The sequence below is a fragment of the Variovorax paradoxus genome, assembly GCF_902712855.1.
Classification (GTDB): domain Bacteria; phylum Pseudomonadota; class Gammaproteobacteria; order Burkholderiales; family Burkholderiaceae_C; genus Variovorax; species Variovorax paradoxus_Q.
This window is the reverse complement of sequence record NZ_LR743507.1, coordinates 4,294,817-4,314,235: the sequence shown is the minus strand read 5'-3', so window position 1 is coordinate 4,314,235 and position 19,419 is coordinate 4,294,817. Positions and strand designations below refer to the sequence as shown.

Sequence of the window (19,419 nt, the reverse complement as noted above, 5' to 3'; positions counted from 1 at the left end):
GGCCCCTCTTCGGGGGGCCGCGATACGCGAAGCGACGAGCGAGGGGGGATCATTTCTAGAGTTCCTTGCGTATGTCGACCAGCCGGGTCAGTCCCCAGATGATCATCAGCACCACGGCCAGCAGGATCATCGCGTTCGCCGCGGCCAGCGGGAACTGCAGGTACGAGGTCTGAACCTGGATGATCTTTCCGATCGACGCGATCTGCTGCCCGCCCATCACGCCGATGGTCACGAAGTCGCCCATCACGATGGTGATGACGAAGATCGAGCCGATCAGGATGCCGGTGCGCGACAGCGGCACCACCACGTTCCACAGCGTCTGCCAGCCCGAGGCGCCCGCGTCGCTCGCCGCTTCGAGGAGCGAGCGGTCGATGCGCATCATGCTGTTGAAGATCGGCACGATCATGAACATGGTGTAGAGGTGCACGAAGGCCAGCACCACCGAAAAATCGGAGAACAGCAGCCATTCCACCGGCTGGTTCACGAGGCCCGTGCCCATCAGCGCCTGGTTGACCAGGCCGTTGCGACCCAGAAGCGGCACCCACGAGATCATGCGGATCACGTTCGATGTCCAGAACGGCACCGTGCAGAGCACGAACAGCACCGTCTGCACCGTCGACGAGCGCACATGAAACGCCAGGAAGTACGCCACCGAGAATCCGACCAGCAGCGTGATGCCCCACACCAGCAAGCAGAACTTGAAGGTGCTCAGGTAGGTGTTGAGCGTGACGCACAGGTCGCCGTTGTCGGTGAGGCGCGAGCATCCCTCGAACAGGCTCAGGTAGTTGCGCAGCGTGACGGCCGGGATCAGTTCGTACTCGTTGAAATTCCACAGGCTGACCATCGCGACCAGCGCCAGCGGAACCAGGAAGAACAACAGGAACACCAGCGCGAACGGCGCTGCCTGCCACCATGCGGCGATGCCTCCAGGCGATTTCTCGACGGCCGGGTTGCTGCTCACTTGTAGCTCTCTCCAGTGCGAGCGCAGCGAAGCATGTTCGGGAAACACCGCGGAACCGGCTTTGCCGGGCCGCTGGTGTTGCCCCCCTTGGGGGGGATCCGAAGCGACACGAAGTGCGCGGAGATTCGGGGGGTAGCCAACTTCACGCCGCCACAAACTCGTTCCACTTCCTGACCATGTATTCGTTCTCGTCCATCACCGCGTTCCAGCAGGCGATGCCGCCCATACGCTGCTCGTAGCTGCCGCCGTCGCGCACCGAGCCGGCCTTGGCGATCACGTCGCCCTGCGGGCTCTTGATGTCTTGCGCCGCGGCCTTGCCCTCCATCCAGTAGGCCCACTCGTAGGCTTCCATCTTCGTCTTGGCAGTGTCCAGCACGGCGCTGTAGTAGCCCTGGCGGTTCAGGTAGGCGCCCGCCCAGCCGTCCAGGAACCAGTTGATGAACTCATAAGCGCCATCGAGCTTCTTGCCGGAGAGCGTGGCCGGCAGGCCGAAGCCCGAGGCCCAGGCGCGATAGCCTTCCTTCAGGGGCTGGAAGGTGCAGTCGATGCCCTTGCCGCGTACGGCCGTGACAGCGGGCGACCACATCGACTGGATCACCACTTCGCCTGAGGCCATGAGGTTGACCGATTCGTTGAAGTCCTTCCACAGCGCGCGGAACTGGCCGGCCTTCTTGGCTTCGATGAGGGTCTTGATCGTCAGGTCGATCTCGGCCTTGGTCATGTTGCCCTTGTCGGCGTACTTGTGGATGCCCTTGGCTTCCACCACCATCGCGGCGTCCATGATGCCGATCGAGGGAATGTTCAGGATCGCGGTCTTGCCCTTGAACTCGGGGTTCAGCAGTTCGGCCCACGAGCCGATGGGGCGCTTGATGAGGTCGGGGCGGATGCCCAGCGTGTCGGCGTTGTAGGTCGTCGGGATGAGCGACATGTACTGCGTGGCCGCCTTGGCGAAGGCCTTGCTCTTCTCGCCCTCGAGGTAGATCACCTTCACCGGCGCCGTGCCCTGGTCGCCCACCTTCTTGCCGGCCACTTCGCCCTTGGTGAACAGCGAGGTGATCTTGTCCGCATTCTTCACGCGCTTCGTGTCGATGCCCTTGAGGTTGCCGGTCGGCACGATCTTCTTGAGCGAGAAGAACTCGGTATCGATCAGGTCGAAGCTGTTGGGCGCGGTCACGGCGCGCTTGGTCACGTCGTCGGTGGTCACGGCCACGTACTGGATCTCGATGCCGGTGTCGGCCTTGAACTTCTCGGCGATGGCCTTGTCCTGGTTCACCGCGGTGCCCAGGTAGCGCAGCACGATCTTTTCCTGTGCGTGCACGAAGGGCGCGATGCCCGTGGCCAGGATGCCGGCGGTGCCCTGCAGCAGCGTGCGGCGCTTGAAGCCGGGGGACGATTCGATGGGGTCGGTCATTGCAAAGTCTCCGTGAAAGAAGTGGCTGAAGAGTGGCTGGGAAGGGACGGGTGAAAAATCCTGTTCGGTGTCGCGCTGTGAGGCTGCTGCGCGCTCAGAGCGTCATGGCGATCGCGGCGTTGTCGTCGCGCCGCGCTGCGGGGGCGGGTGCCGTCGCGGGGGTGCGCTGCCCCGGCGGCTTGACGCCCGGGCCCAGGGGGCGTGCATCGGCATCGGCCCACGACAGGCGCACGGCATCGCCCGGCGCGTAGGGCTTTGCCAGAAAGGCCGCCTCGCCAAGCAGCACCGAGACGCCCTGGCGCGCCGGCGCTGCGGCATCCAGCGCCAGGCCGAGCAGCACGTAGGTGCCCTGGTATTCGACGTCGGTCACGGTGGCGGCAAGTCCGCCGGACTCGCCGGCGTCCGACGCGGGCGCGATCCGCATGTGGTCGCTGCGCACGGCGATGGCTCCGCCAGGGGTGTCGAACACGTTGTGCCCGCCCATGAACCGCGCCACAAACTCGCTGGCCGGGTGGTTGTAGATGGCGTGCGGCGAGCCGACCTGCTCGATCACCCCGTGGTTCATCACCACCATGGTGTCGGCCAGCGCCATCGCCTCTTCCTGAGAGTGCGTGACGTGCACGAAGGTCAGCCCCAGCTCCTTCTGCCAGCGCCGCAGCTCGGCGCGCATCTGGATGCGCAGGAACGGATCGAGCGCCGACAGCGGCTCGTCGAGCAGCAGCACGCGCGGCTCGGTGATGAGCGCACGCGCCAGCGCCACGCGCTGCTGCTGGCCTCCCGAAAGCTCGCCGGGCTTGCGCGCCGCCAGATGGCCCATGGCGACACGCTCCAGCAGATCGCTGGCGCGCTTCTGGCGCTCGGCCTTGCCGATGCCTTTCATCTTCAGGCTGAAGGCCACGTTGTCGGTGGCCGAAAGGTGCGGGAAGAGCGCGAAGCTCTGGAACATCATCGCCGTGCCGCGCGCGGCAGCGGGCAGGTTGGTGATGTTGCGGTTGTCCAGCAGGATGTCGCCGCTGCTCACCGACTCGTGGCCGGCGATCATGCGCAGCGTGGTGCTCTTGCCGCAGCCCGACGGTCCCAGCAGGCAGCAGTAGCTGCCGCTGGCGATGCGCAGATCGATCTGGTCGACGGCGGCCGGGGTACCGGGTGCGTAGCGCTTGGTCAGCGCGACGATCTCGACGGCGGCGGGGACGGGCGTGGCGACGGCATTCATTGCCGGTGGCTCAGCACGATCCATGCCACGCCGCACCAATCCGGGGTGCGGCCGGTCCGCGGCTGCGGGGGACGGCGGCGCGGCCGCCTCGGACTCAGGTGCCGAACCTGCCCGTGCTCGCCGGCAGCTCGGCCGCGGCGAGGCCGCGCAGCACGTCGCCCACGACGATCACCGCGGGGCTCGCCAGTCCGGCTTCGGCGATGCTGCTCTTCAACCGGCCCAGCGTGGTCGCGACGTGCCGCTGGTGCGGCAGGCTCGCATGCTGGACGACGGCCGCCGGCGTGTCCGCCGGCAGGCCGTGCAGCAGTTCGCGCTCGATGTGGGCTGCACCCGACACGCCCATGTAGATCACCAGCGTGAGCCGTGCGTCGTGCGCCATGGCGGCCAGCGCGCGCCAGTCGGTCGGCTCCTCGGCGGCGCCGGCGCCCGTCTTCGCGTGGCCGGTGACGAACACCACGCCCTGGGCATGGTCGCGGTGCGTGAGCGGCACGCCCAGCCCGCTCACCGCGGCCAGGCCGGCGGTGATGCCGTTGACCACCACGCATTCGATGCCGGCCTCGCGCAGGTGTTCGACCTCCTCGCCGCCGCGCCCGAATATGAACGGGTCGCCGCCCTTGAGCCGCACCACGGTCTCGCCTTCGCGCACCGCGGTGATCATCAGCCGCTCGATGAAGGCCTGTGGCGTGCTCTTGCAGCCGCCGCGCTTGCCCACGTGCACGATGCGCGCGCCGGGGCGGGCATAGGCCAGGATCTCGTCGTTCACGAGGTCGTCGACCAGCAGCACGGTGGCGGCCTGGATCGCCTTCACGGCCTTGACCGTCAGCAGTTCCGGGTCGCCGGGGCCGGCGCCCACCAGCGTGCAGCGTCCGGTGATGAAAGGCAGGGTGGGGTGGGCGTTGTTGTTCATGCGTGGGATGCCAGTTGCGTGATGTGCCCGACCTGCGTCGCGATGGCCTCGGGTACGGGAAGCTCGCCGGCCAGCACGCGGCGCGTGTAGTCGGCGGTGGTGGCGACGTCGATCTCCCTGGGCAGGCCGGGCACGTCCGCGGCGGTGCCGGGCTGCTGGGCCTGCAGTTCGGTGCGCACGCCGCGCACGAAGCCGTCGATCTGCGCGGTGCGGCGTGGGTCGGACACCACTTCGCCTTCGAGGCCGCGCGAGAGCAGGGCGGTCATGGCCGTGAGCTCGAAGGTCTCGCCCATGGTGCGTGCGTATTCGGGATGCGTGTAGCTGGCCACCACCACGCAGGAGCCGGCGCCGGGCTGCATCAGCTTCACCACGCTGTGGCCCGGATTGCGCAGGCCGACCACGCGGCGCACGTCGAGCAGGCGCTTCAGGGCGGGGTTCAGCAGCTCGGTGGGCGCGAAGGCCGCTTCGCCGCTGGCGACGGGGCGGATGGCGGTCATCGGCGTCACGCCGAGTGCGGCGAGCACGTTCGACGCCAGCACGCGGGAGGTTTCGCTGGCGCTGCCATGCACCAGCACCGGCAGGCCTTCGCGCGCCAGCAGCAGCGCCAGCAGCGGCGTGAGCACCGGGAGCTTGCGTGCGCCGTTGTAGCTGGGCAGCACCACCAGCGGGCGGTCACCGGGCGGGATTCGCTCCAGCCGCGCGTGGGTGGCGTCGAGGAAGCCGGCCATCTCCTCGGGCGTCTCGCCCTTGATGCGCATGGCCAGGCAGAAGGCGCCGAGCTCCAGGTCGGTGACGGTGCCGTCCAGCACCTGGCCGAAGAGATCGGTGGCCGCTTCGCGCGTGAGCGGCCTGGCGCCTCGCGCGCCGCGGCCGATTTCCTTGATGTATTGGCTGATTCCCATGGGTGGGTGGATTGTCCTGCAAGGCTTATGCCGGAACTTCATTCGGCTTATGCATCGGATTCGCTCCTTCTCCCGTTGGGGGAAGGCAGGGATGGGGCCTGGGCTCGGCGGCCTCGAAGGCTGCGCGGCGGTGGAGGCCGCTTGCCCCACCCCATCCCTCCCCCAGAGGAGGGGGCGAAGACCGGGGTCATGAGGCGGCCGTCTCCACCGCCTCCACCTCCACCGGCGTCGCCCGCACCATCCGCTTGAGTTCCGGAATGCACGAGCCGCAATTGGTGCCGCATTTCAGCGCTCCCTGCAGCCTGGCCAGCCGCTCGTCCGGCGTGCCGCTGCAGCGCACCAGTTCGGACTGGATCGCCGCGTCGGCCACGTCGAAGCAGGTGCACACCGTCCTGCCGCGCGACTGCACCGCCACCGGCGCGCGCGCGCCCGGCGACAGCAGCATGCGTCCGTAGGTCTGCGCGGGCAGCTCCTCGCGCAGCAGCGTTGCGATCCAGGCCTCGGCGCTGGTGTCGCCGCCCAGCAGGAAGGCCTCCAGCGCCGCGCTGCCGTCGACGCGGCGCACCAGCCGCGCGCAGCGGCGCTGGCCGCGGCGGCGGTCGGCATAGCGCAGGATGTCTGCAGCCTGCAGGCCGAGCAGCCCTTCGATCTTCTCTAGCAGCGCGTCATCGGGCGCCTCGTGGGCGGCGGCGCGAAAGAGCAGGCCGCTGCGCGCCTGGCCTTGCGTGCTGCCCGCAAACGGCACGCAGACTGCGAACGGGAACATTGCCATCAGCGGCTGCAGCGCGCGCTGCGCGGCAAGCGCCTCGCCCGCCGGCAGCCACGCCATGCCCAGCAGCGACCAGGGCAGTTCGGCCTTGAGGATCTTCACCGCCGTGTGCTTCAGCTCGGGTTGCTTCGAGCTGGGGCAGAAGGCGGGCGTCGTCAGCGCATTGATGCCCGCGAGCCGCGTGCCGGTCGACGAGCAGCCGCCCAGGTATTCCTCGCCCCAGTGCATCGCGATGAAGGCCTGGTTCAGCCCCACCTCGGCGCTGGCGCGCGCCGGCAGCAGGATCGAGCCGCGCTTCGAGGTGACATGCACCAGGTCGCCTTCGCCGATCTGGCGGCGCGCCATGTCCTGCGCATGCAACTGCACGGCGGGTTCGGGCACATGCCCGAAAAGCCGGCCGGCGGTACCGGTGCGGCTCATGCCGTGCCACTGGTCGCGCAGGCGGCCGGTATTGAGCGAGAACGGGTAGCGCGCCTCGCGGGCCTCGGCCACCGGCCGGTAGACGGTGTCGACGAAGCGCGCGCGACCGTCCGGCGTGGGAAACACGCCGTCTTCGTACAGGCGCACGCGGCCGACGGTGTCGCCTTCCTTCATCGGCCATTGCTGGGGGCCGGCGGTCTCCAGCATCGCGTAGCTCATGCCGGTGATGTCCAGGTCGCGCCCGCGCGTCGACTCGCGGTGCTCGTTCCACACCTGCTCGGGCGTCTCGTACGGAAACAGCGTGAAGCCGCGGCCCAGCTGCCGCTCGAGGCGGTGGGCGAAGGCCACCGCGATCGACCAGTCGTTGCGCGCCTCGCCCGGCGCCGGCACGGCAGGGCGCACGCGCGAGATGCGGCGCTCGCTGTTGGTCACGGTGCCTTCCTTCTCGCCCCAGGTGGTGGCAGGCAGGAGCAGGTCGGCGAAGGCGCAGGTGGCCGTGGTGGCGAAGGCCTCCTGCACCACGACGAACTCGGCGCGCTCCAGCGCGCGGCGCACTGTGGCCTGGTCGGGCATCGACTGCGCAGGATTGGTGCACGCGATCCAGAGGGCGCGGATCTCGCCATCGGCCGCGGCCTGGAACATCTCCACGGCCGTCCTGCCGGGCTTCCCGGGCACCGAAGGCACGCCCCACAGCGCGGCCACCTCGGCCCGGTGCGCGGGGTTGGCCATGTCGCGGTGCGCGCTCAGCAGGTTGGCCAGTCCGCCCACCTCTCGACCGCCCATGGCGTTGGGCTGGCCGGTCAGCGAGAACGGTCCCGCGCCGGGGCGGCCGATCTGCGCGGTGGCCAGGTGCAGGTTGATGAGCGACGCGTTCTTCGCGGTGCCGCTCGACGACTGGTTCAGGCCCTGGCAATACAGGCTCAGCGTGGCCGCGGAGGTGGCGAAGAGCCGCGCCGCTGCGAGCAGGTCGTACACCGGAATGCCGCAGACCTGCGCCACCTTCCCGGGTGTGCACTCGCGCACCGTGGCTTCGAGCGCCCCGAAGCCGCTGGTGTGCGCCGCGATGTAGGCCGCGTCGGTCCAGCCTTCGCGCAGCATCAGGTGCAGCATGCCGTTGAACAGCATCACGTCGGTGCCGGGCTGGATGGGCAGGAACAGGTCGGCGATCTCGGCCGTGTCGGTGCGGCGCGGATCGGCCACGACGATCTTCAGCGCCGGGTTCGCGGCTTTCGCGTCCTCGATGCGGCGAAAAAGTATGGGGTGCGCCCAGGCCGTGTTGCTGCCGACGATGAACAGGCACTGCGCATGCTTCAGGTCGTCGTAGCAAGTCGGCGGTGCATCGGCGCCCAGTGCCTGCTTGTAGCCGGCCACCGCGCTGCTCATGCACAGCCGCGAGTTGGTGTCGATGTTGTTGGTGCCCACCAGCCCCTTGGCGAGCTTGTTGAAGACATAGTAGTCCTCTGTGAGCAGCTGGCCCGACACATAGAAGCCTGCCGCGTCCGGCCCGTGCTCGCGCACAACCTGGGCGAACTTGCCGGCGGCGAGGTCGAGTGCGCTGTCCCACGAGGTTGCGACGGGCGCCTCGCCGCGTGAGAGGCGCTGCATCGGCTGCAGCAGACGCGTCTGCCGCGTGACCGTGGCGCTGGCCGTGAGGTGCAGTGTCGAGCCCTTGGTGCACAGGCGCCCGAAGTTCGCCGGGTGGTCGGGATCGCCGCGCACGCCGGTGATCTCGGTGCCGTCCGATTCGATGATGACCCCGCAGCCGACGCCGCAGTAAGGGCAGGTGGAGCGCGTCTCGCGCATCGTGGCGCTCGCGGGACTCACGCTGCCTCCACCCTGCCGTGGCCGGCATTGCCGGCAGCCGGTTCGCCGAACATCAGCCGGTCGCGGATGGCGTGCACATCGCGTCCTTCGCGCAGCAACCTGAAGTACCAGCTGCCGTCCGCCGTGTCGCCGTACAGGCACGCGCCTACCAGCCGGTCGTTCCTGATCACCAGCTTCTTGTAGACGCCGCCGAAGGGGTCGCTCATGACGATCTCCTCGGTGCCTTCCCCGCCCATGAACTCGCCGGCCGAGAACAGGTCGATGCCTGTCACCTTGAGCTTGGTGGAGGTGAGCGAGCCCAGGTAGCGGCCGATTCCGAACTGCGCCAGGTGGTTGGCCGCCACCTTGGCCTGCTCGAACAGCGGCGCCACCAGGCCGTAGGCGATGCCGCGGTGCGCCGCGCATTCGCCCACCGAGTAGATGCGCGCGTCGGTCACGGTCTGCATGGTGTCGGTGACCACGATGCCGCGGTTGCAGTGCAGCCGCATCTTCTCGGCAAGCTCCACGTTGGGGCGGATGCCCACGGCCATCACCACCAGGTCGGCCGCGACCTCGGTGCCGTCCTTGAAGCGGACGGCCTTTACGCGGCCACCCTTGCCGTCGTCACTGTCGCCGACCATGTCCTGCGTCTGCGCACCCATCAGGAACTTCAGGCCGCGGTCCTCCAGCGATTTCTGCAGCAGCTTGCCCGCCACGTCGTCGAGCTGGCGCTCCATCAGCCAGGGCATCACGTGCACCACCGTCACGTTCATGCCGCGAAGCATCAGTCCGTTGGCGGCTTCCAGGCCCAGCAGGCCGCCGCCGATGACCACCGCATTCCTGTGGGTGCGCGCGGTTTCGATCATGTAGCCGGTGTCGGCGATGTCGCGGTAGGCAATGACGCCCTGCAGGTCCTTGCCCGGCACCGGCAGCATGAAAGGGTTGGAGCCGGTGCACACCAGCAGGCGGTCGTAGGGCGCTTCGGTGACGGCACCCTGCGCGTCCACCGCACGCACGATGCGCTTCACACGATCGACCTCGACCACCTTCTTGCCGGCGTGCAGCGCGATGCGGTTGTCCGCATACCAGGCCCAGCTGTTGAGCACGATATCGTCGACCGTCTGCTCGCCGGCCAGCACCGGCGACAGCATGATGCGGTTGTAGTTGGGATGCGGCTCGGCGCCGAACACGGTGATGTCGTACAGGTCGGGCGCGATCTTCAGCAGCTCCTCGATCGTGCGCACGCCGGCCATGCCGTTGCCGACCATCACGAGTTTCATCTTCTTCATGGGGTCGCTGGGCACTGTGGCGATCCGTCAGGCCGCGGCTTTCTCCACGTGGGCCTGGCGCATGTAGAGGAAGTCGATCACGGCCTTGCGCGCGTGCACGTAGGCCGGGTCTTCCGCCAGGTCGACGCGGTTGCGGGGGCGCGGAATTCCCACGCTGAGCACCTCGCCGATGGTGGCGGCCGGGCCGTTGGTGAGCATCACGATGCGATCGCTGAGCAGCACGGCCTCGTCGACGTCGTGCGTGACCATGATCACGGTGCTCCGGGTCTTCTGCACGATGGCAAGAAGTTCGTCCTGCAGCCTGGCGCGCGTGAGGGCGTCGAGTGCGCCGAAGGGTTCGTCCATCAGCAGCACCTTGGGTTCCATCGACAGCGCGCGCGCGATGCCCACGCGCTGCTTCATGCCGCCGGAGATCTCGCCGGGCCGCTTCTGCGCGGCGGGCGCGAGGCCCACCAGCGCCAGCGCGGCGTCGGTACGCGCGCGCAGCTGCGCCTTGTTCTCGCTGCCGGCGAACACACGCTCCACGGCGAGGTACACGTTCTCGAAGCAGGTGAGCCAGGGTAGCAGCGAGTGGTTCTGGAACACCACCGCGCGTTCGGGGCCGGGCCCCTTGATTTCCTTGTTGGCGCACAGCAGCGCACCCTGGGTGGGCGTGGTGAGCCCGGCTACGAGGTTCAGCAGCGTCGACTTGCCGCAGCCCGAGTGGCCGATGAGCGTGACGAACTCGCCCTTGGCCACGTTCAGGTTGACGTCGCGCAGCGCGACGAAACGGCCCTTGGGAGTCTTGAACGCCTGCTCGACGCCGTGGATCTCGATGTACTTGCTGTCGTCAGTCATTGGAAACCTCCGCGCAGCAGCGCTGCGTTGTTCGCCTCGCGAGTGGTTGTGCGGCTCATGACTTCACCTCTTCGAAGGTGAATGCGGTCGCGAGCTTGATGAGCGCGAATTCCAGCACCAGGCCGACGATGCCGATCACGAAGATCGCGATGATGATGTTGGCGACGTTCAGGTTGTTCCACTCGTCCCACACCCAGAAGCCGATGCCGACGCCACCGGTGAGCATTTCGGCCGCCACGATCACCAGCCACGCGGTGCCCACGGCCAGCCGCACGCCGGTCAGCATGTATGGCAGCACCGCGGGAAACAGGATGCTGGTGAGGATCTTCCATTCGCTCAGGTTCAGCACCTTGGCCACGTTCATGTAGTCGGTGGGCACGCGCTGAACGCCCACGGCGGTGTTGATGATCATCGGCCAGATCGAGCAGATGAAGATGGTCCAGATGGCCGCCGGGTTGGCTCCCTTGAAGACCAGCAGGCCGATGGGCAGCCACGCGAGCGGCGACACCGGGCGCAGCAGGCTGATGAGCGGATTGAACATGCGCGACAGGAACTCGAAGCGTCCGATCGCGAAGCCCGCCGGGATGCCGACCAGCGCCGCGAGGCCGAAGCCCAGCGCCACGCGCTGCAGCGACGAGAGCACGTTCCAGCCCACGCCCTGGTCGTTCGGGCCCTTGCTGTAGAACGGATCGCTGAAGACCGTCACCGCCTGCTGCCATGTGGCCAGCGGCGTCGGAAAGCCGGTGGTGCTGCTCGCGGCGACGAGCTGCCACACGATGAGCAGGAGCCCGAAGCCTGCGAACGGGGGCAGCACGCGCATCCAGAATGCACGCAGGTCGAGTTGCCTGCGTTCCTTCTGCGCTCGGGGAAGCGCGGCGGGCCGAGGGGCGGCCTCCGCACGGGGCACACTTTCAGTCCGGCCCTCTCCCGCATGCGGCACAGGGAGCGAGGCATCCAGGGGCGAATGAAAAACAGCGCTGACCATGGTGTTCTCCTCAGGCTTGCAACTTGAACGATTCGGCGTATTTCTTCGGGTCCTTGCCATCCCAGACGGAGCCGTCGAAGAGCTTGCTGCTGCGCATCGCGTCCTTGGGCACCGGCGTCTGCGTGGCGGCGGCGGCCTGCTTGTAGATGTCGATGCGGTTGATCTCGGTGGCCACCTTCAGGTAGTCGGGGTGCTCCTTGAGCAGGCCCCAGCGCTTGTGCTGCGTGAGGAACCACATGCCGTCCGACAGGTACGGGAAGTTCACCGCGCCGCCGTTGTAGAACTTCATGTGGTTGGGGTCGTCCCAGCTCTTGCCCAGGCCGTTGGTATAGCGGCCGAGGATGCGCTGGTTGATGGCGTCCACGCTGGTGTTGACGTAGCTCTTGTCGGCGATGGTCTCGGCCATCTTGTTCTTGTTCTGCAGGCCGGTGTCGATCCACTTGCTCGCCTCGAGGATCGCGGCGGTCACGGCGCGTGCCGTGTTGGGGTACTTCTTCGCGAACTCGGCGGTGGTGCCCAGCACCTTCTCGGGGTGGTCCTTCCAGATGTCCTGCGTGGTGATGGCCGTGATGCCGATGCCGTCCATGATGGCGCGCTGGCCCCAGGGCTCGCCCACGCAGTAGCCGTCCATGTTGCCCACGCGCATGTTGGCCACCATCTGCGGAGGCGGCACGGTGATGTTCTTCACGTCCTTGAACGGATCGATGCCGGCCGATGCGAGCCAGTAGTAGAGCCACATGGCGTGCGTGCCGGTGGGGAAAGTCTGGGCGAAGGTGTATTCGCGCTTCTCGCTGGCGATGAGCTTGGCGAGCGAGGCGGCATCGACGGCGCCCTTGTCGGCGAGCTTCTTCGACAGCGTGATGGCCTGGCCGTTGTTGTTCAGGGTCATGAGCACGGCCATGTCCTTCTTCGGGCCGCTCAGGCCGAGGTGCATGCCGTAGACCAGGCCGTAGAGCACGTGGGCGAAATCGAGCTCGCCGTTGGCGAGCTTGTCGCGCACGCCGGCCCAACTGGCTTCCTTGCTGGGCACGATCTTCACGCCGTACTTCTTGTCGATGCCCAGCACCGAGGCCATCACCACGCTGGCGCAGTCGGTCAGCGGAATGAAGCCGATCTTCACTTCTTCCTTCTCGGGCTTGTCGGAGCCCTGGGCCCAGACAGCCGCGCGCAGGGCGGGGTCGATGCCCACGGCGCCGATGGCGGCGGCTTGCAGGACGCGGCGCCGGCTGAGGCGGGCTTTGAGCAGATCGGTCATGGGCGGTGGCTCCGGTTGAAAACGAACAGAAGAGGAAAGACAAAAGCAAAAAAGGCGTCCGCACCGCGCAGGGGCTGCTCGAAACGAGCCCTTGCGGGGTGGGGACGCCTTTGTCCGGTCGGTGGGAAGCACCCGCCATTGGGTGCCGCCTGCCTGAAGGCCCGTTGCGGGGCCTGCAGGCAGCTTGCTTGCAAGCGGTGTGCCAGCTTGCTGCGGGTTGCGCCGCCACTGATCGAGGGGCTCGATGCCGGAATGTCGGTGTGCGCGGAAGGCCGGGAGGCCACACCGCACCGCTTGCAGGCACGCTTGTTGTGCGCTGCACCAAGTTGAGCGGGTCGCCAGGCTCAGCGCGGCGGTGCGCGGTCGAGCATCGGGAGGTAGTCCGCCATGGCGAGCATCGACTCGGCCACGTCCACCAGCCGACGGTTCTGGTTCATCGCGGTCTGCCGCAGCATCTTGTGCGCCTCGTCCTCGCTCAGGCGGCGGTGCGCCATCAGCAGGCCCTTGGCGCGCTCGACGACCTTGCGCTCGTTGAGCGAGGCGCGCACGGTCTCGAGTTCGTCGCTCATGGCCTGCAGGCGGCGCGACTGCTCCTGGACCATGTCGAGCACCGAGCGTTCAAGATGCCGGCCGAAATGGGCCGGCGCCGTGGCCTGGGCGTCGGCGTCGTCGAAGAACAGCGCGCCGGCCTGCGGCGCCAGCACGTCGAGCAGCTGGCGGTATTCCTGCAGCTCGCTGCGGGCCTGCGCGGTCTTGCGGTCGCACAGCGCGCGCAGGTCGGCTGCCAGGCGGTCCTCGACGGTCTTCATGGCGTCGATGCGGCGGGTGCAGCAGTCGAACCAGGCGTGGCTGAGGGCCGGGTCCGCCGGTGCGGACGTGGTGCCGCGGCGGCGCATGCGTTCGAGCTCGGCCAGCGTGGCGTCGGGCTGGCTGTCGCGCCACAGCGCGAGCACGGCGTCGCCCGAGAAGTCGGTGAATACCTGGAAGCAGCGTTCCTGCGACTCGATGAGATGCAGCCACTGCAGGCGCTGCGCCTCGTCGCTTCGGCCCAGCGCAAGTGCCGCGGCACCGAAGGCCCGCTCCTGGCCGGCGAATTCCTTGCCCTGCATGAAATTGAACATGGCCACCAGCAGCCGCGAGATCTCGGGGTCGGAGGCGCCGTCGGCCGCCTCGAACACCACGGACAGCAGGCCGGCCACCAGCTTGGCGAAGGCGGCCACGGCCTGTGCCGGCTTCAGCTCGAGCGCGTCGATGCGGCTGCGCAGCGCGGGCAGGGCGTCCAGCCCCGGCAACACCCAGGCGATGCGGCTGAACAGGCGTGCGCCGTTGCCCGTGCCGGCGCCGCGGTGGGTGTCGGCCTGGAGCTGGTCGAAGCCGGCGCGCACCTCCTGCTCGAGCGCCAGGCATTCGGCGATCTGAGGGGCACGCTGTTCGGCGAAACGGCTGCCGCGCGTGGCCAGGAAGATGTTCGACATGCCGCGCTCGCGCTGCAGCGCATGCACCAGCCGGCCGATGAGGCCCACCAGCTCGCTGGTGCGCGCGAGCTGGTCCAGCTCGTCGATTTCGCAGCGGCGGGCGGCGATGAGGAAGTTCAGTCCGGATTTCATTCGTGGAGGCAGGAAGCCAGCGTGGTGCTGCAACATTCGTGCCGCTTGTCCCTTCGCGGGCATCCGGCGCAGGTGCCACCTACACTCGGCGGCATGCTCTTGTTGGGAATCGAATCATCCTGCGATGAAACCGGCGTGGCGCTGGTCGAGTCGCACGGCGACGCGCTGCCGCTGCTGCGTTCGCATGCGCTGCACAGCCAGATCGCCATGCACCAGGCCTACGGGGGCGTGGTGCCCGAGCTGGCCAGCCGCGATCACATCCGCCGTGTGCTGCCGCTCACCGAAGCCGTCATGGCAGAAGCCGGCCGCTCGCTGGGCGAGATCGACGTGGTGGCCTACACGCGCGGCCCCGGCCTTGCCGGCGCGCTGCTGGTGGGCGCGGGTGTGGCCTGCGCGCTGGGCGTGGCGCTGGGCAAGCCGGTGCTCGGGGTGCATCACCTCGAGGGGCACCTGCTGTCGCCGTTCCTGAGCGCCGATCCGCCGGAGTTCCCGTTCGTCGCACTGCTGGTGTCGGGCGGCCACACGCAGCTGATGCGGGTGGACGGCGTGGGCCGCTACGAACTGCTGGGCGAGACCATCGACGATGCGGCCGGCGAGGCCTTCGACAAGAGCGCCAAGCTGATGGGCCTGCCGTACCCCGGCGGTCCGTGGCTCGCCAAGCTGGCCGAGGGCGGCGACGCCGCGGCCTTCAAGCTGCCGCGTCCGCTGCTGCACAGCGGCGACCTCGATTTCTCGTTTGCCGGCCTGAAGACCGCCGTGCTCACGCAGGCCAGGAAGCTCGGGGACCAGCTCGAAGCGCGCAAGGCCGACCTGGCCGCATCCACGCAGGCGGCGATCGTCGAGGTGCTGCTGAAGAAATCGCTCTCGGCGCTCGACCAGACCGGGCTCAAGCGCCTGGTGGTGGCCGGCGGGGTGGGGGCCAACAAGAATTTGCGCGAGCAACTGAATGCCGCATGCGCGAAGCGCAATGTGCGCGTGCACTACCCCGAACTGCACCTGTGCACCGACAACGGCGCGATGATCGCCATGGCCGCAGCCATGCGGCTGCAATCGGGTCTATCGCAGGCGAGCGAGCGCTACGCCTTCGACGTCAAGCCGCGATGGCCCATGGGGATGCTGTCGGCTGCTGCTGGGGCTGCCTAGCGGCCTGGCGTGCGCGGCCGAGCGAAGGCAGCGGCAGCACGTCGAGCACATTTCGCCAGAGCTGGCGCCATTGCGGCCAGTCGTGGCCGCCTTCGGTGGTGAACACCTGGCCCGGTGGCAGCGCGTCGGCCAGCAGCTTGTGGTTGCTGACGAAACGGTCCTCGAGGCCGAAACCGAGGTACAGCGGCGGCAGGTTCTTCGAGGTCTGGTCCTTCAGGTATTGCTGGAAGAAGGGCCAGAGCTTGCGGTCGGGTTCCTCGTCGGGCTGCGGGCCCGTGGGGGCCTGCCACATGCGCAGGCCGCCGGCCTTCTTGATCTCCGCGCCAAGCACGCGCCGGCCAAGGTAGGGCGCGAGCGCCACGATGCCGTCGACCGAGCCCGGCCGTGCCAGTTCGTGGATCAGCGCACCGAAGCCGCCGATGGAGATACCCACCAGCCAGATCGACTTGTAGCCCTTGGCGCGCTGCGGCTCGATGACATCGGTGTGCAGCCGCTCGCTGAGCGTCTGCTCGTAGTAGTAGGACACGTCCGCGTCCACCAGCAGCGCATCGGCTGCCAGGTGGCGCTCCCGCACCGCGCTGATGAAACCCTCTCGCTCGAACTCGTCGGGCTTGAGGTAGGCACCCGGCAGGAAGACCAGCAGGGCGTCGGATTGCTCGTTGGGATTGGCGGGCTGAAGGTGTGTTTGCATGGTGCCGTGAGAGGGCACCCGACCCGCACCGTCATGGAACTCGATGCGTTTACGAGACGCCCACGAAGAAGAAAGTTCTAAGAAAACGTCACATCATGTGACGTTATGCGGCCCTATTGTGAATAGGGAGCACGATCAAAGTCAAAAAGAACCTTTGCTGACACTTTCTTCTTGTGGGCTTAAGCAGAACTAGTTGATTTGCAACGTCGCTGCCTGGCTCACGGGTACTACTTTTCCGAGCTTCAGCGTGAGCACGCCGTTCTCGAGCTTGGCCTCGCTGGCGGCCACGTCGATGTCCTGCGGCAGCTCGTAGGCGGCCTTGAACTGGCGCTTGGCGTCGGCCTTGCTGTCAATGCGCACCACGGCGCCTTCGATGCCGATGACGAGCTCTTCACGCGCGAAGCCCGGCACGTCGAGCGAGAGCGTCCAGCTCTTGTCGTCCTGCTCCACGAGCGGGGAGCGGCGGGCACCGGCGAAGGCCTCGCTGGCGAAGCGTTCGAATGCGCGGTCATAGGCGCGGGGAGCGAAGCGGGCGGTGCGGACGTTGGGGGCGAAAAACATGATGAGGAACTCCTGAATCAACACAATGGGGACAAGAAATGTGTGTCCCTTACACTGCGCGGCCGTTCAATCGTGAGTGCCGCTTGAGACCTCATCTAGGCGCGTCGGCACGCGTTTCAAGACAATGAATCCCCGCTTTATTTGGCGCCGCGAGGCCTTGAAATTCGCGGCGCTGACGCTATGCGCGAGGCCGTTCGCCGCGCTGGCGCAGGCCGTTCCTGCGGCTCCTGCAGCCCCTCCGGCACCGATTCGCCTGGCGCTGATCGAGAGCATGAGCGGCCCGTTCGCCAACACCGGCGAGGCCGTATTCCGCAATCTTCTTTGGGCTGTGGAGCGGGTGAATGCGCGCGGCGGCGTGAAGCTGCCGGGCGTTCCCGGCGGTGCGAGACCGCTGCAACTCGACCGCTACGACAGCAAGGGCCAGAACGAGGAGGCGCTCTCCGCGCTGCGTGCGGCGATGGACGACGGCGCGCGCGTCGTGCTGCAGGGCAACTCGTCGGCCACTGCCGCGGCGCTGATCGATGCCATCGACAAGAACAACGAGCGAGACCCGTCGCGGCGCGTGATCTTCCTGAACTACGCGGCGGTCGATCCGGTGCTGACCAACGAGCGCTGCAGCTTCTGGCACTTCCGCTTCGATGCGCATGCGGACATGCGTGTGGCGGCGCTGATGGATGCGGTGAAGGACGACACTTCGCTCAAGCGCGTGTACCTCATCGGGCAGGACTACAGCTTCGGCCAGGCGGTGCTGCGCGAGTCGCGCCGGCAACTCGGCGCGCGGCGGCCCGACGTGGAGATCGTAGGCGACGAGCTGCATCCGATGGGCAAGGTGAAGGACTTCGCGCCCTACGCCACCAAGATCATCGCGAGCGGCGCGCAGGCCGTGGTCACCGGCAACTGGGGCAACGACCTCACGCTGCTCGTGAAGGCCGCGCGCGAAGCGGGTTTCAACGGCACCTTCTACACGTTCTATGGCAACGCGCTGGGTGCGCCCGCCGCCATCGGCGACGCAGGCATCGGCCGCGTGATCGCCGTGGCCGACTGGCTGCCCAACGTGCAGACGGCGCAGTCGGAAGCGTTCTACCGCGCCTTCCACGCACGCTTTCCGAAGCCCGCCGACGACTACGTGCACATGCGCCTGCAATTGATGATCGAGGCGCTCGTGCAGGCGATCGAGCGCGCAGGCAGCGCCGATGCCGTGCCCGTCGCGCGCGCACTCGAGCAGGCCGACGTCACCCTGTACGGACAGCGCGGGCGCATGCGCGCCGCGGACCACCAGTTCCAGCAGCAGCTGGTCGTCGGCGTGATGGACAGGCAGGGCACGCCGGGCGTGCAGTTCGACGTCGAAGGCTCTGGCTATGGCTTTCGCGTGGTGAAGACCATTGGCCCGGAGCGTGCCGAGCTGCCCACTTCGTGCAAGATGAAAAGACCTTGAAGATGAACAACAGGACCCCAGCCATGCGTGAAGCCATCCACAACCTCGAAGCCTCGAAGATCCGCGAAGTCGCCAATGCCGGCATGGGCCGCGACGACGTGCTGGCCTTCTGGTTCGGCGAGAGCGACGAAGTCACGCCCGAGGTGATCCGCCAGGCGGCCATCGAGTCCCTGCAGCGTGGCGAGACCTTCTATGCACACAACCTCGGCCTGCCCGAACTGCGGGCGGCCATCGCGCGCTACACCAGCGCGCTGCATCCGGCGGTGGACGCGTCGCGCATCGCCGTCACTTCGGGCGGCGTGAGCGCGCTGATGCTCGCGGTTCAGGCGCTTGTCGACGCGGGCGACGAAGTGGTCGCCGTGACGCCGGTGTGGCCGAACCTCACGGCGCAGCCCGCCATCATGGGCGCGCGGGTGCGCACGCTGCCGCTGGTGCCGGTGAACGGCGAGTGGACGCTCGACCTTCCGGCGCTGCGTGCGGCAGTCACACCGAAGACGAAACTGTTGATCGTCAATGCACCGAACAACCCCACGGGCTGGACCATGACGCGCGACGAGCAGCAGGCCGTGCTCGACCACTGCCGCCAGACCGGCACGTGGATCCTGGCGGACGAGGTGTACGAGCGCCTCTACTTCGAGCCGACCGCGAACGGCTGTGCGCCGAGCTTCCTCGACGTCTCGAAGCCCGACGACCGGCTCGTCGTGACGCACAGTTTCTCGAAGAGCTTCCTGATGACCGGCTGGCGCCTCGGCTGGCTGGTGCTTCCGCCGTCGATGGTGGAAGGCATCGGAAAGCTGATCGAGTTCAATACCTCGTGTGCCAGCGTGTTCACGCAGCGCGCGGCGATCGCCGCCATCGAGCACACGGGCGAGATCACGCCGCGCGTGGTGGCTCACCTGAAGCAGTGCCGCGACACGCTGGTGCCGCTGCTGGCCGCCCTGCCGGGCGTGCAGGTGGCGCCGGCCAAGGGCGGCATGTATGCCTTCTTCCGGCTCGAGGGCTTCGACGATTCGTTCGAAGTGGCCAGGCGGCTCGTGGCCGAGGCCGGCCTGGGGCTCGCGCCCGGCAACGCCTTCGCCCCCGAGGCGCAGGGCTGGCTGCGCTGGTGCTTCGCCTCGAAGGACCCCCAGCGGCTGGTGCAGGGCGTGGAGCGGCTGCGCGGCTGGCTGGAGGGGGCGGCAAGGGGAGGCTGAAGCCCTCCGAAAGTACCCGGGCTATAATCCCGAGGCT

15 protein-coding genes and 1 pseudogene are annotated in these 19,419 nt (G+C 67.9%); 3 read left to right on the top strand and 13 right to left on the bottom strand.

Annotated elements, in window-relative coordinates:
* Positions 1-55 precede the first annotated feature (55 nt).
* The 11 genes and pseudogenes from AACL56_RS20020 to AACL56_RS19970 all read right to left on the bottom strand — a co-directional run bounded on the left by AACL56_RS20020 (position 56) and on the right by AACL56_RS19970 (position 14,359).
* A complete protein-coding gene (locus AACL56_RS20020) occupies positions 56-961 on the bottom strand; it encodes an ABC transporter permease (RefSeq protein ID WP_339091551.1) in 906 nt (301 codons plus the stop codon).
* A gap of 142 nt (positions 962-1,103) precedes the next feature.
* Entirely contained in the window at positions 1,104-2,372 is a 1,269-nt protein-coding gene (locus AACL56_RS20015) for an ABC transporter substrate-binding protein (RefSeq protein ID WP_339091550.1), read from the bottom strand.
* Between the two features lie 94 nt (positions 2,373-2,466).
* The gene (locus AACL56_RS20010; protein ID WP_339091549.1) at positions 2,467-3,585 is read right to left on the bottom strand and encodes an ABC transporter ATP-binding protein; all 1,119 of its coding nucleotides are present in this window, start codon (positions 3,583-3,585) and stop codon (positions 2,467-2,469) included.
* Between the two features lie 94 nt (positions 3,586-3,679).
* On the bottom strand, positions 3,680-4,492 hold the full coding sequence (gene cobA / locus AACL56_RS20005) for a uroporphyrinogen-III C-methyltransferase (RefSeq protein WP_339091548.1): 813 nt from the start codon (positions 4,490-4,492) through the stop codon (positions 3,680-3,682).
* The gene (gene ybiB, locus AACL56_RS20000; protein ID WP_339091547.1) at positions 4,489-5,394 is read right to left on the bottom strand and encodes a DNA-binding protein YbiB; all 906 of its coding nucleotides are present in this window, start codon (positions 5,392-5,394) and stop codon (positions 4,489-4,491) included. Before ybiB ends, cobA begins: the two co-directional genes overlap by 4 nt.
* Before the next feature lie 187 nt (positions 5,395-5,581).
* Positions 5,582-8,386: a nitrate reductase gene (locus AACL56_RS19995; protein ID WP_339092907.1), complete on the bottom strand. Its 2,805-nt coding sequence runs from the start codon at positions 8,384-8,386 to the stop codon at positions 5,582-5,584.
* A 20-nt stretch (positions 8,387-8,406) separates the two neighbouring features.
* Positions 8,407-9,675, bottom strand: a pseudogene (locus tag AACL56_RS19990) (NAD(P)/FAD-dependent oxidoreductase); the annotation flags it as partial.
* 27 nt (positions 9,676-9,702) lie between these two features.
* Entirely contained in the window at positions 9,703-10,512 is an 810-nt protein-coding gene (locus AACL56_RS19985; RefSeq protein WP_339091546.1) for an ABC transporter ATP-binding protein, read from the bottom strand.
* Positions 10,513-10,567: 55 nt separating this feature from the next.
* Positions 10,568-11,497: a nitrate ABC transporter permease gene (gene ntrB / locus AACL56_RS19980; protein ID WP_339091545.1), complete on the bottom strand. Its 930-nt coding sequence runs from the start codon at positions 11,495-11,497 to the stop codon at positions 10,568-10,570.
* A 10-nt stretch (positions 11,498-11,507) separates the two neighbouring features.
* Entirely contained in the window at positions 11,508-12,752 is a 1,245-nt protein-coding gene (locus tag AACL56_RS19975; RefSeq protein WP_339091544.1) for a CmpA/NrtA family ABC transporter substrate-binding protein, read from the bottom strand.
* A gap of 344 nt (positions 12,753-13,096) precedes the next feature.
* Positions 13,097-14,359 (bottom strand): nitrate regulatory protein, encoded by a 1,263-nt coding sequence (locus AACL56_RS19970; RefSeq protein ID WP_339091543.1) that lies wholly within the window; start codon positions 14,357-14,359, stop codon positions 13,097-13,099.
* Positions 14,360-14,452: 93 nt separating this feature from the next.
* Here AACL56_RS19970 and tsaD point away from each other — a divergent pair, with 93 nt between their 5' ends.
* Positions 14,453-15,502 carry a tRNA (adenosine(37)-N6)-threonylcarbamoyltransferase complex transferase subunit TsaD gene (tsaD, locus tag AACL56_RS19965; RefSeq protein ID WP_339091542.1) on the top strand — a complete coding sequence of 350 codons (1,050 nt, stop codon included), beginning with the start codon at positions 14,453-14,455 and terminating at the stop codon, positions 15,500-15,502.
* On the opposite strand, the gene AACL56_RS19960 is transcribed toward tsaD, so the two are convergent.
* The gene (locus tag AACL56_RS19960; RefSeq protein WP_339091541.1) at positions 15,450-16,193 is read right to left on the bottom strand and encodes an alpha/beta hydrolase-fold protein; all 744 of its coding nucleotides are present in this window, start codon (positions 16,191-16,193) and stop codon (positions 15,450-15,452) included. The genes tsaD and AACL56_RS19960 overlap by 53 nt on opposite strands.
* Positions 16,194-16,382: 189 nt before the next feature.
* Positions 16,383-16,754: an Hsp20/alpha crystallin family protein gene (locus AACL56_RS19955; protein WP_339091540.1), complete on the bottom strand. Its 372-nt coding sequence runs from the start codon at positions 16,752-16,754 to the stop codon at positions 16,383-16,385.
* Positions 16,755-16,878: 124 nt separating this feature from the next.
* On the opposite strand from AACL56_RS19955, the gene AACL56_RS19950 reads away from it, so the two are divergent.
* Both AACL56_RS19950 and AACL56_RS19945 read left to right on the top strand, forming a co-directional pair.
* Positions 16,879-18,189 carry a branched-chain amino acid ABC transporter substrate-binding protein gene (locus tag AACL56_RS19950; protein ID WP_339091539.1) on the top strand — a complete coding sequence of 437 codons (1,311 nt, stop codon included), beginning with the start codon at positions 16,879-16,881 and terminating at the stop codon, positions 18,187-18,189.
* 2 nt (positions 18,190-18,191) lie between these two features.
* Positions 18,192-19,382, top strand: coding sequence for a pyridoxal phosphate-dependent aminotransferase (locus tag AACL56_RS19945; protein WP_339091538.1), 1,191 nt, complete (start codon positions 18,192-18,194; stop codon positions 19,380-19,382).
* Positions 19,383-19,419: the final 37 nt, after the last annotated feature.

What these genes read in the sequence shown, in the direction of transcription:
- AACL56_RS19945 (WP_339091538.1), top strand. Translation starts at nt 18,192, where the DNA reads ATGAACAACAGGACCCCAGCCATGCGTGAAGCCATCCACAACCTCGAA.
- AACL56_RS20010 (WP_339091549.1), bottom strand. Translation starts at nt 3,585, where the DNA reads ATGAATGCCGTCGCCACGCCCGTCCCCGCCGCCGTCGAGATCGTCGCG.
- AACL56_RS19975 (WP_339091544.1), bottom strand. Translation starts at nt 12,752, where the DNA reads ATGACCGATCTGCTCAAAGCCCGCCTCAGCCGGCGCCGCGTCCTGCAA.
- ybiB (WP_339091547.1), bottom strand. Translation starts at nt 5,394, where the DNA reads ATGGGAATCAGCCAATACATCAAGGAAATCGGCCGCGGCGCGCGAGGC.
- AACL56_RS19970 (WP_339091543.1), bottom strand. Translation starts at nt 14,359, where the DNA reads ATGAAATCCGGACTGAACTTCCTCATCGCCGCCCGCCGCTGCGAAATC.
- AACL56_RS20015 (WP_339091550.1), bottom strand. Translation starts at nt 2,372, where the DNA reads ATGACCGACCCCATCGAATCGTCCCCCGGCTTCAAGCGCCGCACGCTG.
- cobA (WP_339091548.1), bottom strand. Translation starts at nt 4,492, where the DNA reads ATGAACAACAACGCCCACCCCACCCTGCCTTTCATCACCGGACGCTGC.
- AACL56_RS19950 (WP_339091539.1), top strand. Translation starts at nt 16,879, where the DNA reads ATGAATCCCCGCTTTATTTGGCGCCGCGAGGCCTTGAAATTCGCGGCG.
- AACL56_RS19960 (WP_339091541.1), bottom strand. Translation starts at nt 16,193, where the DNA reads ATGCAAACACACCTTCAGCCCGCCAATCCCAACGAGCAATCCGACGCC.
- tsaD (WP_339091542.1), top strand. Translation starts at nt 14,453, where the DNA reads ATGCTCTTGTTGGGAATCGAATCATCCTGCGATGAAACCGGCGTGGCG.
- ntrB (WP_339091545.1), bottom strand. Translation starts at nt 11,497, where the DNA reads ATGGTCAGCGCTGTTTTTCATTCGCCCCTGGATGCCTCGCTCCCTGTG.
- AACL56_RS19955 (WP_339091540.1), bottom strand. Translation starts at nt 16,754, where the DNA reads ATGTTTTTCGCCCCCAACGTCCGCACCGCCCGCTTCGCTCCCCGCGCC.
- AACL56_RS19985 (WP_339091546.1), bottom strand. Translation starts at nt 10,512, where the DNA reads ATGACTGACGACAGCAAGTACATCGAGATCCACGGCGTCGAGCAGGCG.
- AACL56_RS19995 (WP_339092907.1), bottom strand. Translation starts at nt 8,386, where the DNA reads ATGCGCGAGACGCGCTCCACCTGCCCTTACTGCGGCGTCGGCTGCGGG.